The organism is Thalassobacillus pellis (assembly GCF_016908295.1).
In the GTDB taxonomy this organism is placed as follows: domain Bacteria; phylum Bacillota; class Bacilli; order Bacillales; family Halobacillaceae; genus Thalassobacillus; species Thalassobacillus pellis.
Window position 1 is genome coordinate 14,675 of the sequence record NZ_JAFBDO010000004.1, and the last position, 13,844, is coordinate 28,518.

At 44.2% G+C, this 13,844-nt stretch carries 10 protein-coding genes; all 10 read right to left on the bottom strand.

The window, feature by feature from the left end; genetic code table 11:
• Window positions 1-106 precede the first annotated feature (106 nt).
• The 10 genes from ebgA to JOC33_RS13725 all read right to left on the bottom strand — a co-directional run bounded on the left by ebgA (window position 107) and on the right by JOC33_RS13725 (window position 13,640).
• The gene (gene ebgA / locus JOC33_RS13680) at window positions 107-3,229 is read right to left on the bottom strand and encodes a beta-galactosidase subunit alpha (protein WP_205093118.1); all 3,123 of its coding nucleotides are present in this window, start codon (window positions 3,227-3,229) and stop codon (window positions 107-109) included.
• 41 nt (window positions 3,230-3,270) lie between these two features.
• Window positions 3,271-4,098 carry a carbohydrate ABC transporter permease gene (locus JOC33_RS13685; protein WP_205093119.1) on the bottom strand — a complete coding sequence of 276 codons (828 nt, stop codon included), beginning with the start codon at window positions 4,096-4,098 and terminating at the stop codon, window positions 3,271-3,273.
• Window positions 4,095-5,012 (bottom strand): carbohydrate ABC transporter permease, encoded by a 918-nt coding sequence (locus JOC33_RS13690; RefSeq protein ID WP_205093352.1) that lies wholly within the window; start codon window positions 5,010-5,012, stop codon window positions 4,095-4,097. The genes JOC33_RS13685 and JOC33_RS13690 overlap by 4 nt, the downstream gene beginning before the upstream one ends.
• A gap of 191 nt (window positions 5,013-5,203) precedes the next feature.
• Window positions 5,204-6,493, bottom strand: coding sequence for an ABC transporter substrate-binding protein (locus tag JOC33_RS13695; RefSeq protein ID WP_205093120.1), 1,290 nt, complete (start codon window positions 6,491-6,493; stop codon window positions 5,204-5,206).
• A gap of 117 nt (window positions 6,494-6,610) precedes the next feature.
• Window positions 6,611-8,419, bottom strand: coding sequence for a sensor histidine kinase (locus tag JOC33_RS13700; protein WP_205093121.1), 1,809 nt, complete (start codon window positions 8,417-8,419; stop codon window positions 6,611-6,613).
• A gap of 9 nt (window positions 8,420-8,428) precedes the next feature.
• The gene (locus JOC33_RS13705) at window positions 8,429-9,913 is read right to left on the bottom strand and encodes a response regulator transcription factor (RefSeq protein ID WP_205093122.1); all 1,485 of its coding nucleotides are present in this window, start codon (window positions 9,911-9,913) and stop codon (window positions 8,429-8,431) included.
• A gap of 205 nt (window positions 9,914-10,118) precedes the next feature.
• Window positions 10,119-11,048 (bottom strand): ATP-binding cassette domain-containing protein, encoded by a 930-nt coding sequence (locus JOC33_RS13710; protein ID WP_205093123.1) that lies wholly within the window; start codon window positions 11,046-11,048, stop codon window positions 10,119-10,121.
• On the bottom strand, window positions 11,045-12,013 hold the full coding sequence (locus JOC33_RS13715; protein ID WP_205093124.1) for an ABC transporter ATP-binding protein: 969 nt from the start codon (window positions 12,011-12,013) through the stop codon (window positions 11,045-11,047). The genes JOC33_RS13710 and JOC33_RS13715 overlap by 4 nt, the downstream gene beginning before the upstream one ends.
• A gap of 2 nt (window positions 12,014-12,015) precedes the next feature.
• A complete protein-coding gene (locus JOC33_RS13720) occupies window positions 12,016-12,954 on the bottom strand; it encodes an ABC transporter permease subunit (RefSeq protein WP_205093125.1) in 939 nt (312 codons plus the stop codon).
• The gene (locus tag JOC33_RS13725) at window positions 12,951-13,640 is read right to left on the bottom strand and encodes an ABC transporter permease subunit (RefSeq protein WP_205093126.1); all 690 of its coding nucleotides are present in this window, start codon (window positions 13,638-13,640) and stop codon (window positions 12,951-12,953) included. Before JOC33_RS13725 ends, JOC33_RS13720 begins: the two co-directional genes overlap by 4 nt.
• Window positions 13,641-13,844: the final 204 nt, after the last annotated feature.

Genomic DNA, 13,844 nt, shown 5'->3' on the forward strand with positions numbered 1-13,844 from the left:
CGTGTTGACCTCAGCCATGCAGCAAAATAACTGCCTGTACCCCTTAATTGATCAGGGAACAGGCAGTCTCGGTGTGCTTTTCATCGGTAAGTCCCTTCATTTTGATTTAAAGACTCGGATTAACACGTAGCCCAAACTGGAAAGCCCCGCTTTTTAGCCGGTACTTTTCCAAAACATCCGGACCGCAACTGGCGGAACCTAGCCCATGCTGTTTATGGTCGATCAGGACCGTCAGGTAATCTTGCTTAACAAGATCGTACGTGTGCTGTGCTTCTTCAAGATTTTCAAGGGTAAAGTACTGCGCGTTAAAGTCAAACATTGGTCTCCCGAAGAATGACAGACCAACTCCGGACTCGTTCTTAAGCTCAGCCCAGCGGACTTCATGCCTGCTGCCATTTTCCTGAGGGTAGACATAAGGCGTATAGAATTCCTCGGCTTGTTTTTTCCATACGCCGACACGGTTTGCTTGTTTGCTGTCGACATAGGCTTCTCCCGGACCGAGGCCGTACCATGTGACCTGATCGAATGAAGCAGGAACTTCCATTTTCAAGCCGATTCGTGGAAATGTCTCTGGAAGCTTTCCATCTGGTTCCCCGGTGACATCGATATCCATGCTGCCATTCGCCTCAACCATATACGTATAGGTAACTTGCATTCCCCAGCTTAAAACGGGCGGGGCCATACGCATCGCTGCAGTAACCTCAATCAGATGATCTCCTTTTGCCTGATAATTGATGGAAACGAGCCGCTCCTGGAGCCTGTGAAGTCCAAATTCTTTCCATTCCTTTATTGAAGGAATATCCTTCCAGTGGACCTGGGCCCATAAATCATTATCTATGGGAGCTCTCCATAAATTCAGTGCCGGCCCGGTTCTCATGAGGTCCATCCCTTGGGACTTCCATTCGGAAAGTTTTCCTGTACCTTTATCGAACCTTACAAAGAAATCTTCTCCTATTATATGCAGCTGATTTCTGTCCTCTTCTACTTCCAATGGTTTAGCAGAAAAACTATGCTCCCGCTCGTTTTCTGCTTGTTGAACCGGCAGTTCAAACTGGGTCCAGGCCACTGGGTGTCCTGTTTCAGCCCAGGCTGTATCCTCTGAGAGAGTAAACTCCACATTCAGCCAATATTCATCCACCGTGCCATGATAATTCTCCAGTTCATATGGCAGGTTCACAGTTTTGCTTTCATGGGGCCCAATATCCTCAACGGCAATCAGCCCAGATGCGACAATCTTTTCTCCAGACTGGACCGTCCAGGAAGCATGCAAATGACTAAGGGAAACAAAGTCATAACGATTGGTGATGGTCACTTCCCCTTTCACCAGATCAACGGACTCCACTCGTACCGGCTCGATGACTTTTTTGTATTCCAAAAGTGCAGGGGACGGGGTATGATCTGCCATGACCAGTCCATCAATGACAAAATTGGAATCGTGCGGTACTTCTCCAAAATCGCCTCCGTACGCAAAATATTCCTGACCATCTTCCGTAACCTGAGCAATTCCATGGTCAAGCCATTCCCATACAAATCCGCCCTGAAGCCGGTCATGCCTGTAAAAGGTATCCCAGTATTCCTGCAAACCTCCTGGGCCGTTTCCCATCGCATGGGCGTATTCACAGAGGATATGCGGCTTCGTTAGATCTTCCCGCTTTCCCAGTGCATCCATTACTTCAACTGCGGTGTACATCGTTGTGAACACATCCGAAGCTTCCGGCTCCCTTTGCGGATCGTAGTCGCTTTCAGTTCTTGTGATCGCACGACATTCTCCTTCGTAATGTAACAGCCTGGTGTCATCCGCTCTTCTCGCCCAGTCCGCCATGGCCAGATGATTTCTGCCAAAGCCGGATTCATTGCCCAGTGACCACATGATGATGGAAGCGTGGTTTTTATCCCTTGCCACCATTCTTTTGATCCGGTCCAAATAGGCATTTTCCCATTCAGGATCATCACTGAGCTGATCCCAGTTGCCGATGACATCAAATCCGTGGCATTCCAAATCAGTTTCATCGATTACATACAGCCCGTATTCGTCACATAAATCATAAAAACGCGGGTCATTCGGATAATGGGCGGTTCGGACAGCGTTAATGTTATGCTGTTTCATCAGCTTGATGTCTTCTTCCATCCATTCAAGTGGCACGGCACGCCCCAGCTCAGGATGGTGATCATGGCGGTTGACGCCTTTCAGTTTAATCGCCTTGCCGTTAACCAGAAACAGACCATCCTGCAATTCGACCGAACGAAAACCCACTTTCGCTGGTATGACTTCCTCAACTTCACCTGATTCCTGCAGTAAGGAACAAAGCAGTGTATACAAATAAGGATCTTCTGCCGACCACTTGCTCGGATCGGTTATCTCAATCGTATGAACAACCGTTTCTTTGCCGCCTGCAGCAATCGTCACAGCCTCACTGTCCGTATCCTTTAGCATGGCTTGCCCGTTTGCATCTAGTAAGTCATATGCCAGTTTAACGCCCGAAACATCCACACTACCGCTGTTTTCAATGATCGTTTTTATCTCAAGCCTGGCATGTTCATACTTCTCATCAAGAATCGTTTTTACAAAGTAATCCTCTACATGTACCTTGGGAACAGCCAGCAGATAAACATCCCGAAAAATACCACTCAGCCACCACATGTCCTGGTCTTCGATATACGATCCATCCGACCATTGATATACCCGGACAGCGATCCGGTTGTTCCCTTCCTTGATAAACGGGGTAAGGTCAAATTCGGAAGGAATGCGGCTTCCCTGGCTGTAGCCGACTTCTTTTCCGTTCACCCAAAGGTGAAAAGCACTGTCCACTCCTTCAAACCTCACTGTCACCTGCTTATCGAGCCAGTCTTTTGCAATCCAGAATTCCCTTAGGTAGGAACCGGCAGGGTTATCACTCGGAACATACGGCGGATCTACTGGAAATGGATATACTACATTCGTATAGGCAGGCTTTCCATACCCATGCATTTGCCAGGAGGATGGAACATACAAATCATCCCAGTCTTCCTTATCAAAGTCTTCTGCATAGAAATTCTCTGGAGCGAGATTCGGATTGTCCGCATAATGAAACTTCCAAGAGCCATTTAATAGTTTAAAAGACGCGGACTGCTTCCGGTCGAACGTCAAAGCACTTCGTTTATTCCCGAATGGAATGAAGTGAGCCCGTTCTTTTTTACGATTTCGTTCGAGCACCTGTAAATTTTCCCAATCATGTTTCTGATGTACCATGTTTCCAACCTCCCATTACAGCACTTATTCAATATTAACCATTAACCTTTTACGGACCCCATCATCCCTGCCACAAAATGCTTTTGCATCAAGAAGAACACAATTGCTGTAGGTAAGGTGGCAATCACGATGGCGGACATGATCACACCGAAATCCGGGGTATAACCGGCTCCAAGCTTTGAAATCAGGAGCGGGATAGTTTGCTTTTCCGGAGACTGAAGTACAACTAACGGCCACAGAAAGTTGTTCCAGCTATTCATGAACGCAATGATAGCCGCTGCCGCATACGATGTTTTCATCGTCGGTAAATAAATCCGGAAAAAGATCCCCAATTCACTTAAGCCATCAATCCTGCCCGCTTCGACTAAATCTCTCGCAAACATTTTTGTGTTTTGACGGAAGAAAAAGATGAAGAAAGCGGTAATGATCGTTGGAAGAATGGCAGCTGCTAACGTATCAATACCGAGGAATGGTATGGTAGCAGATATGCCGCCGAATAATCGGTATAACGGAATCATGATCGCAGCGAACGGTATCATCATCGATAACAGCAATATGTTAAAAATCCGATCCTTGCCGGGAGTCCGGTAGATTTCAAAACCGTAACCGGCAAGAGATCCAATCAGAAGCGTCAAAAATGTAGTGATAACAGCGATGATCGTTGAATTTACCAGGGCAGTTACCATGTCTACCTGTTGAAATAAAACGGTAAGGTTCTCGAATAAATGTGTTCCCGGCAGCAGCCGTCCCTGGGTGATATCGACGGATTTATTAGTCATACTGACGAGCATCCATAAAAATGGAAATATAGACACGATTGCAGCAATGCTTAAAAAAATGTAGGTTGCAATCCGTTGCAGTTTTCTCATTTATTATCACCTGCCACTTTAAATTGGATGAGCGATAGCAGAACTACCAGAATGACAATCACATAGGAGACTGTCGCCGCATAACCGAAATCCGGAGTATATTCAAAAGATAGATTATAAATGTACATCGAAATCGACAGCGTCGCATTACCCGGACCGCCATTGGTAATATTCATGATCTCATCAAATATCTGCAGCGTTCCGATCGTAGAAATGATCGAAGTAAATAAGATGATCGGTTTCAGCATCGGGACGGTGATATAGAAAAATTGCTGCAAAGCAGATGCACCATCGATTTTTGCCGCTTCATACATCGATTTATCGACATTCTGTAAAGCAGAAAGATAGAAAATCATATTGTACCCTGTCCATCTCCATGTAATGGCAATGATGATCGTCAGTTTTGCGAGCAAGGGATCAGACAGCCAGTTAAGCGGTTCTGAAGTGATTGATAAGTCAATCAGAAACCGGTTCACCAGACCGTCTACCCCGAACAAATACTTGAAAATGACAGCATAGGCAACAAGTGAGGTGACACATGGCAAGAAGATCGCCAGCCGAAAGAATCCGCGGAACTTCAAGGTTGCGTCATTCAATAGAACAGAGAAGAACAGTGCCAGAACTATCATCACAGGAACCTGAACAAGTAAGTAGATCATCGTATTCGTAAGTGCTGCGATAAAGGTTGGATCACTGAACAGCCTTATATAGTTGTCTAACCCGACGTATTCCAGGTTCGCTCCCATTCCTGACTGAAAAGAGAGCAACAACGCCTGGACCATTGGATAAAAATAAAATAAACAGATTCCAGCAACAGCTATCAGTATGAAAAACCATCCGATATAATTCTTTTTCAAGCCGCCTGATTTTCGCTTTTTTTTCACAGTATAGGGGATACTGCCTGTGTTGTTCATTGCTTTACCCATTCATTTGTGTCCTCCTTACACCTAAGAAAAGCCGTCTTTGTACAGAAAGGGATTCATTGAAAGTAATGATGGCTTTCGCAGAATCCCTTATTCATTGAAACTATATTTATCTAACTCAAGCTTTTCTTATAAGAGATTGGCAACCTCTTCCCATTTTCTTACCGAGAGTGGGCACCTGTTTATTTCAGTTGCGCTTCTGCCTGTGCCTGGGCATCTGCTAATGCGTCCTCCAGGCTTTTCCCATTCAGGTAATTTTGCATTTCGGCAGCAAGGATATCTTCAATCGCATAGGTATGCATGCCGTAGTTGACACTAGGAATCTCTTCCATCCATTTGGAAAAGTCAGAAATAAGCTTCTGTCCGCCAAAGTATTCATTTTCCGCCTGGTAAGCTTCTCCTTCAGAAGCCGGTTTGTAAGTACCTAATGCCCCAACATCAAGTACAAGATCCTGGTAGAACTGTTTGCTGGAACCAAATGTTTCCGCAAGAAATTCGGCTGCTTTTTCTTTTCCAGGGATATTCAATACGTAGAAGGAGCTTCCACCCTGGTTCGATGCATTGACAGCACCTTCCATATCTAACCTTGGAATCTGAGCGACCGCCCATTTCCCTTTTTGGGATGCTTCCGCTTCGATGCTCGGCCCAATCCAGTTACCACTTGGAACTGTGGCCACATCTCCGCTGTTAAAGGCAGCGATGAACTGGCTCCAATCCGAATTCGCTTTGACAAAATCAGCTTCCATCATAGCTTTATAGTTTTGGAAAGCCTTTTTCAATGCTTCGTTGTCTTTCAAATGGACAGTCGTCCCATCCTCCTTCACGTACCAGGAACCGGCACTTTGGATCATGACACGGATAAGTCCTAAATCATTCGGATCAAGGGAAATCATATCTTTCCCTGTTTTCGCTTTCACATCTTTCCCGATTTCGATGTATTTTTCCCATGTAATATTGGATAAATCCTCCATCGTATAACCTGCTTCTTTCAGGTAATCCGTACGGAAGAACAGCCCTGTTACGCCGGTGTCAAATGGCAGGCCATACTGTTTCCCGTCAAGGCTTGTAGGCGCCAGCTTATAGGCAGCAAAATCATCCGGGTTTATGTATTCGTCAAGTGGGTAAAACGCATCCGGATATGCCTTCAAAAAGCTTTGCGCCCTTTGATCCTCGATGAGCACAATGTTCGGCATCCCTTTCATCGTTCCGGAGCTTAGTCCGGTATTTAATTTTTGGACGATGTCATCCTGAGCGTTTTCGATGATTTTGAGCTTGATATCCTTCTCATAGGATTCCTTGGCAAGCTCCAAGGCAGCAATGTTAAAATTCGGATCCCACGCCCAGGCGGTTATTTCATCCGGCTCCTCCCCAGAGCCTCCACCCGTCTCATCCGAAGAACAAGCAGCTAAAGTAAAGATTGTCATAATAGCAAATACAAGTATCCAGCTTTTCCTGACCGAAAAGTACTTCATATATCCATCCCCCTTAATTTTGTAAGCGTTGTCATTACGCTTGTACCAATGATACCATCATAAAAAAAAGACCGTTAGAACGATCTTTAGAAGATTATGAAACTATTTTTAGAAGTTTCAACCATCCAGGAAACGCCTTTTGGTATTATTTTTAGAAATGGTAATATCTTTTGTTTTTTCATCTGACAAAGGCAGGGTTATTTTTATTTTCGTTCCTTTTCCCACCTCACTGGTAATTTCTACTCCATATGCAGGACCATAGAGCAGCTGGATCCGCTCATGGACATTTCGGACACCGATTCCGCTGAACAGCTGCCGTTTTCCTTTCTTGCTTTGCATCTTGTCCACTTCCATCCCGTCACCTGTATCGATCACTTCGCAAATCAGCTTATCCCCCCGCTGGGCGATCAGGATCTGGATGAACCCATATTTCTTTTTTGTAAAGGCATGGAAAAAGGCATTTTCGATGAAAGGCTGGATTACAAGCTTCGGCAGATGATAATGCAGACAATCCGGGGAAATGAGTGAATTCACCTTAATCCGGTCGCCATACCTCATTTGATTGATTTGTACATAGTTGTGGATATTGGCCACTTCTTGTTCAACCGTGATGGTTTCATCGACATTCCCAAGTGCATTTTGCAGCAGCGGAATCAACGCATCTATCGTGTCAAAAGCAGCTTCTTTTTTACCTTCCTTCACCAGAAATTTGACCGAGGTCAGCGTGTTATAGAGAAAGTGTGGATTTATCTGGTGCTGGAGTGCTTCGAGCTCCGCTTTTCGCTGCCTGCGCTGCGTCTGTAGTAACTCATCGACATGTTCCTGTAATTCATTGAGCATATAGTTGAAAGCAATGGCGATTTTTCTGGCCTCATACCCGCCGCTTTCATCTATCGGTTTACCGAAATCATACTTTGCCATATCAGATATTTGTCTGACCAGCCTGCGCAGTGAATTGGTTATTCTCCTTGATATGAGAAATACGACCACGACTGCGATCAGGACGATAAGCGCACTGATAAATACTATTTCTTTCGTATCCACCAGATTATCAAGGACCATCTCCTGGTCGACGAGATTAATCAGATACAAGTCGAGGGCCGGCAAAGAAGCTGATAACAGCAGGTAATCTTTATCAAAAACGTTGACCTCCTGATACTCGAGGTTATTTTCTTCAGTATCCTTCGCCACCGCAAGTAAATCCGATTCATACTGGCCAATCCATTCTTGCTTATTACTGGATACAACCTGCCCGCTGCCATCAATTAACAGGACATCATTACCCTTACTCGTGTATCCTCCATAAAATTCCCTGAGATCCCGTTCCCTGATAGGGATGTAAAGGTAGCCATAAATATTATCCGTAGAACGTTCCATAAGCGCCTTAGTCGCAACCAGCATCGGCACATCATTCGTAATCTTCCCATCCACATACTGATACATGATGGTACCTGGATTCGCTCTCGTATATTGGGTGATCCTGTGGTCAAGGAGCTCTTGTGCAGTCACAGGCCAGTGGGCATATTTCATGTTGAACAATCGCTTATTTTCCCCTAATACAATCATGTTCGCTTCATTGGGGCTGTCCGAATAAATATTTTCCATTTGCTGCGATATCGTGTAAACGGAGCTGGACTCATCCGTAGATGTGACGTGATCCTGGATCAGACTCCGCTTGATTGTCCCATTATTTTCAACACTCATCGTCGTAAATACAACCGAGTAGCTGAAAGATTCAAACTCTTGTTTTATCTGACTTAACACTTTACTATTCGTGATGCTGAACGTCTCCATAAATAGATTATGGGACATGCGGATCGTACTGAAAGTGATCAGTACAGAGACCGCCACAATACTGACCAGCATGATTAGAAACATTTTCAGAAATAAACTATTATGCCGTATGATTTTCAAGAAATTCTTCATGGTATATCCTCAATTCACTACTGGTGATTTCTTGCGATACCGGCCGGGGGATGATCCTTCCAGCCGTTTAAACACTTTACAGAAATAACTTGGCTCTGAGTAACCGACCATATCACTGATCTCACTCACAGAAGCAGCACTTGACGCCAGCATGTGCTTTGCTTTTTCAATCCTCACATGATTTAAATAATCGCTGAACCCTACATTATGATGATTGCTGAAATAACTGGATAAATAGGATGGATTGAAGTGAAAATAATCGGCCAGGGTGGTCAGTGACAGAGGCTCTGCATAATGGACATCGATATACTCAAGCAGCCGCTGCATATTAGATGGACGATCTTCCACCTGGATAATTTTTTCGACCTCATCCATGAAATCATGAAAGCTTGCGACCGCTGTTTTCGCAGTCCCGGCTTCATTGATTACTGTAAAATAATCGTATTTCTTCCCTTCCAGTTCCTCGACATCGTAATTCATATTTCCCAACAGGACGACGCTGTTAAAAATGATATTTTCGAGAAAAGATTTAAATTCGAAGATGTCATTGGTATAATTACGAGTCAAAAAATCAACATGCTCCTTCAGGGAAGGAATTGCAAGCTCAAACCTCTTCTGCTTAAAAAAGTCGATGAACCGGCTCAAATCAAATGGCTTGGTAGTTCTTTCCACTTCTGGCAAGGAATCATAGCACAATACCGGATCCTCCAGGTAAAACAGGTAATATTTCATCTTCACGAGATTTTCTTCGTAAACCGTTTGCAGCTCATGAACCGATGAAAAAGGAGCACTCACCAGCAATCGGGCGTCCCTATGCTCTAAAGCCCATCTGGTGATGCTTTGTTTGAGCGCAGGCCATTGTTCTTCCTCACCATTCAGAAGCAAAAACGTGGTATCGCTTTCATCAGAGGGCAGCAAAAACAAGTCGACTTCGCTGAGCTGGTCTGTAACATCCCTCGCTTCAAGTCCAATAACCGCGATTAAGGTGAAACTTTTGAAAACCAGATCCTGCAACAGCTTATCCTCGGCCTCGGTTAAAGAACCGCCTGACATCTTCTTTGTCAAAACTTCCTCCACAGAAGATGCAGACTGGTTCTTATTAATGCCGGCTGGCCGCTCGGGTGCGATTCTCCGTAACGTTTTGATGAGTTCTTCCCCATTCAATTTGGGTTTTAATATGTAATCGGCTACCCCGTTTTGGAAAGTCGAGCGGACATAATCAAAATTTTCAAAACTGCTTAAGACGATTAGTTCGATGGATGGATACTGCATTTTCACCTCCCTGACTAATTCGATGCCATCCATATCCGGCATCACCACATCCGTAAGTATGATATGAGGCTGTAATGCTTCGATCAACTTCAGAGCTTCTTTCCCATTGGAAGCTTCGCCGACAACCTCAAATCCTTCCTGTTCCCAATCTATATAATTTATTATACCCTGACGGATCAGCATCTCGTCATCCACAACCAAAACCCTGTACAGACCGCTCATTATGCATCTCCCTCCCATGTTGTTGCTGTAGAGTTTTTTAAAATTTCTGATAGTTTTATTGTAATGGCTTTTCTTATAGCCGTAAATAGGTTTACTCGTTTAGCAAAATCCTTCTGGCATTTTCATGCAGGGAAAATATATTCCGGTCCTTTCCATGATGAAGCCGCAGCTCAGCTAATCGAGCTACGGCTTTACAACAGCATTTCTAACTTTCGGACTTATGTACCTGCTTATTCATTCGGTAATTCTGGATTTCAATAACATCCGCAGCCACGTAATGATCATTTCCGATATCAATGAGATGCGGAGGATACGGCGGCTGTGGCGGGACTTCCACGGGCTCTGCTTCCAGCCCTCTCATCATTGGGTTTACCTTCGGAATAGAAGCGAGTAAGGATTTGGTATAGGGATGGATCGGATTCTGGTAAATTTCGTTTTTCGCAGCTATTTCAAGCATATGGCCCTTGTTGAGCACTCCTACCCTGTCACTCATATGATGGACGACACTCAAATCATGCGAAATGAAAATGTAGGTGAGATTGAATTCTGTCTGGAGCTCCTTCAACAAGTTCAGAATTTGGGCTTGCACGGAAACATCAAGAGCGGAAACGGGTTCATCAGCTATCACAAGCCTCGGATTCATGACGAGCGCTCTTGCAATCGCAACTCTCTGCCTCTGCCCGCCTGAAAATTCATGGATCGTCTTCTGATAAGCACTCTTGGGAAGGCCGACATTTTCAAGCATCTCATACACCTTGTTCGTCCGTTCCTTCGGGGTTAACATCTTCTGGATGACCATCGGCTCTTCAATGATTTCTCCTACCTTAAGTCGAGGACTGAGTGATTCATATGGATTTTGAAAAATCATTTGGAAATCCTTCCTCCACACTCTTAATTGTTTGGCGTCCATGGATGAAAGGTCGATACCATCGAATTGAATCGTTCCGTGGAAAGGAGTTAACAGACGCAGGATGGTGCGGCCAAGCGTCGTTTTTCCTGAACCTGATTCCCCGACGATTCCAAGTGATTCCCCTTCATACACATCGAATGTGATACCCTCGATTGCTTTATGTATATTGGCTCCTTTTTTAAATTGGGTCGAAAGGTTCCGTATTTCAACTAATTTCTTATTCATGTCCGTGAAACCTCCATTTTATTGGTGAAGAACCGGACAAAATGCCCTTTTTCCACTTCTATCAAGGCTGAAGGAGCATGATACGTTACTCCATCCTTTGAGAATACCTCAGGTGCAAACACCCTTCCTTCAAACGTGCCTTCCTGCACGGCCATATCTCTTACCGTTTGCAGCATGACTCTTGGGTCTTCAATTCTTGGAATACTGTTCATCAGTCCTTTAGTATAGGGATGAACAGGGTTTCTGAACAAAGTGAAAACATCGGCTGCCTCGACAATTTTCCCCTCGTACATGACCAGTACACGGTCGGCATATTCGGAAACGAGGCCGAAATCGTGCGTAATAAGAAGAATGGAAGTTTCTGTCCGCCGCTTATAATCATCCATCAGATCCAGTATTTGTTTTTGAATCGTCACATCCAATGCCGTAGTCGGCTCATCAGCAATGACAAGCTGGGGTTCACAGGAAATGGCCATCGCGATTAGAGCTCTTTGCTTCATCCCGCCAGACAATTCTCCCGGATACTGATGATAGATGTCAGACGGGTTTTCAAAGCCCACGATCGATAACAATCGTAATGCTTCCCCCTTGCTTTCTTTTTTAGGGAAGAGCTGATGATAGTGCAATCCTTCTACTATCTGCTTTCCTATTTTCATCGTCGGGTTCAGGGAGACCGTCGCATCCTGAAAAATCATCGAAATCTTCATTCCGCGGATACGCCGCATTTCTTTTTCTGACAGCTTTACTAGATTCTGATTCAGAAAAGAAACTTCCCCGCCTGCGATACGACCATTATCCGGCAGCAACCCCATGATTGCCTGGGAGGTGACACTCTTCCCGGAGCCTGATTCACCGATCAAGGCGACCGTCTCACCTGCCCGGACGGAAAAACTCACCTCATCGACAGCGACCATTTCCGCTTGTTTCGAATGAAACATCACCTTCAGGTTTTTCACATCAAGCATTGTCACCATCCCCTTCCCCTGTCGCTCCATTTCAAATTGTTTTGGATCCCATTGATGACAAGATTCATAGAAAAAATTGCTAAAAAAAAGAATCCCAAAGGTATCAGCACGATATGAGGGGTATGATAGATAGCTTCATAGTTGCTGCCAATCAACCCTGCCCATTCACCCGTAAGGGATACATACACTTCGTGGGCACTAAGTAAGTCTCCGTCTATGATAGTCGCCGCACCTCCGATGAAAATATAAAGGACCCCGAGGTGGGAAAGCAAGATCAGTACCTGGATGATCTGCTGTGCAATGACGAGCCAGAAGCGGCTTGCCATCTCCGGAAGTACATGCTTAAAGTAGACGTAGCGATTCTTTGCTCCTAAGGAAAGCGTACTGACGATGTGCTCCTTGTCTGTAATTTTCGCCATATCTTTGGAGAAAACAGACACCAGTGGCGGTACACCCATCAGAATTAATACGAGACTTTGGGTGGCCACCATTTCCGCAAACCCACTATTTTCCTGAGAATATTTTACGGCAAGCGGACTCAGGAACACATAACCCAGGATAGCAGGTGGAATGAATAAAGTGGATTCGATGATATCCTCAAACAAAGGACGCAGTTTATCATGGTAATGATGATAGATTACTGCCAAAACCGCACCAAGCATAACTCTCACCATCGCAATACCAAAAGCGATCAGCAGCGTATATTTCGCCCCATTAATGATGAGTGCCAGCAAGTTTCTTCCGAAGACATCGGTACCGAATGGCGGGACCAGGGAGGGAGGAAAAGGAGCAACATCCACAAGATTCCCATTTTCATATAAGTATTTGGTTTCTTTTGGGAGTTCAAAAAAATAGGGATAAACAAAACTTGCGACCAACAATGAAACCAGAATGATCAATCCGGTTATAAATTGAGGCTGCTTCCAGATACCAACATTCATGCCGCTTCCTTCTCCCTTTCTCCTGTAGATTTATGAATCATCCATTGTGCCAGCTCAAATACATATAGAAATGGAACAGCAATCAAAATCGTGCTGATAAGAAATACAAAGGTATTCGGGCTGAGCATGATCCTCATCAATCCATGAATGTTAAAAATATACTCCACGATAAAAAGATTAGAGAGCAGGAAAACGAAAATCGTCTTAAAATACAGAAACAGGTTGAAAAGAACGTTTCGGAAAACATGGCGGATCAATATGTAATAATCGCCTAAGCCCATGGATTTGGCTACATTTACATAAGGCTTGTATTTCTCTTCCTCTAATAATAGAAACGTTATCTTAAACAATTGAATCGTTGGAAGAACGGATAAAACCAGAATAGGCACCAGATAAATTTTATCATCATACACCACAGTCACATTGCTGATCAGCCAGCCCGTTTTCTGATATATATAGATGATGAACATTTGTAAGGAAAGGACAATCAAAAGATCAGGAACCGATTCGAAAACAGTAAGTATTCCATATACTAATCTTTTTAAGAACCGCGGCAATAACGTTGCCCCAAACGTAAACAGAATGGCAAAAAACAAACCAATCACTAATGCGCCGAGTACAATTGTCATTGAATAGAAATACTTTTCGAATATCCCTGGAAAGATATCGTACGTCTTTCCATTCATTTGATAATTTCTGAGATTAAAAGTCTGGTCTAAACCTGAGATAAGGGAAGGTAACAAACTTATGATAATGATCCCGATTGAAACTGACTTTAACTTTCTTAAGTAACCCCCTAGCGTCACCGATCTTCAGCCCCTAACCTTTTTATTATTTCTTTAATTAGTGAAGCTTCTACCTTAATAAATTTGTGAATTTTCTAATAATAA

Excerpts from the sequence above, each read along its gene's own strand:
- ebgA (WP_205093118.1), bottom strand. The coding sequence starts at position 3,229 with ATGGTACATCAGAAACATGATTGGGAAAATTTACAGGTGCTCGAACGA.
- JOC33_RS13685 (WP_205093119.1), bottom strand. The coding sequence starts at position 4,098 with ATGAGAAAACTGCAACGGATTGCAACCTACATTTTTTTAAGCATTGCT.
- JOC33_RS13690 (WP_205093352.1), bottom strand. The coding sequence starts at position 5,012 with ATGAACAACACAGGCAGTATCCCCTATACTGTGAAAAAAAAGCGAAAA.
- JOC33_RS13695 (WP_205093120.1), bottom strand. The coding sequence starts at position 6,493 with ATGAAGTACTTTTCGGTCAGGAAAAGCTGGATACTTGTATTTGCTATT.
- JOC33_RS13700 (WP_205093121.1), bottom strand. The coding sequence starts at position 8,419 with ATGAAGAATTTCTTGAAAATCATACGGCATAATAGTTTATTTCTGAAA.
- JOC33_RS13705 (WP_205093122.1), bottom strand. The coding sequence starts at position 9,913 with ATGAGCGGTCTGTACAGGGTTTTGGTTGTGGATGACGAGATGCTGATC.
- JOC33_RS13710 (WP_205093123.1), bottom strand. The coding sequence starts at position 11,048 with ATGAATAAGAAATTAGTTGAAATACGGAACCTTTCGACCCAATTTAAA.
- JOC33_RS13715 (WP_205093124.1), bottom strand. The coding sequence starts at position 12,013 with ATGCTTGATGTGAAAAACCTGAAGGTGATGTTTCATTCGAAACAAGCG.
- JOC33_RS13720 (WP_205093125.1), bottom strand. The coding sequence starts at position 12,954 with ATGAATGTTGGTATCTGGAAGCAGCCTCAATTTATAACCGGATTGATC.
- JOC33_RS13725 (WP_205093126.1), bottom strand. The coding sequence starts at position 13,640 with ATGAATGGAAAGACGTACGATATCTTTCCAGGGATATTCGAAAAGTAT.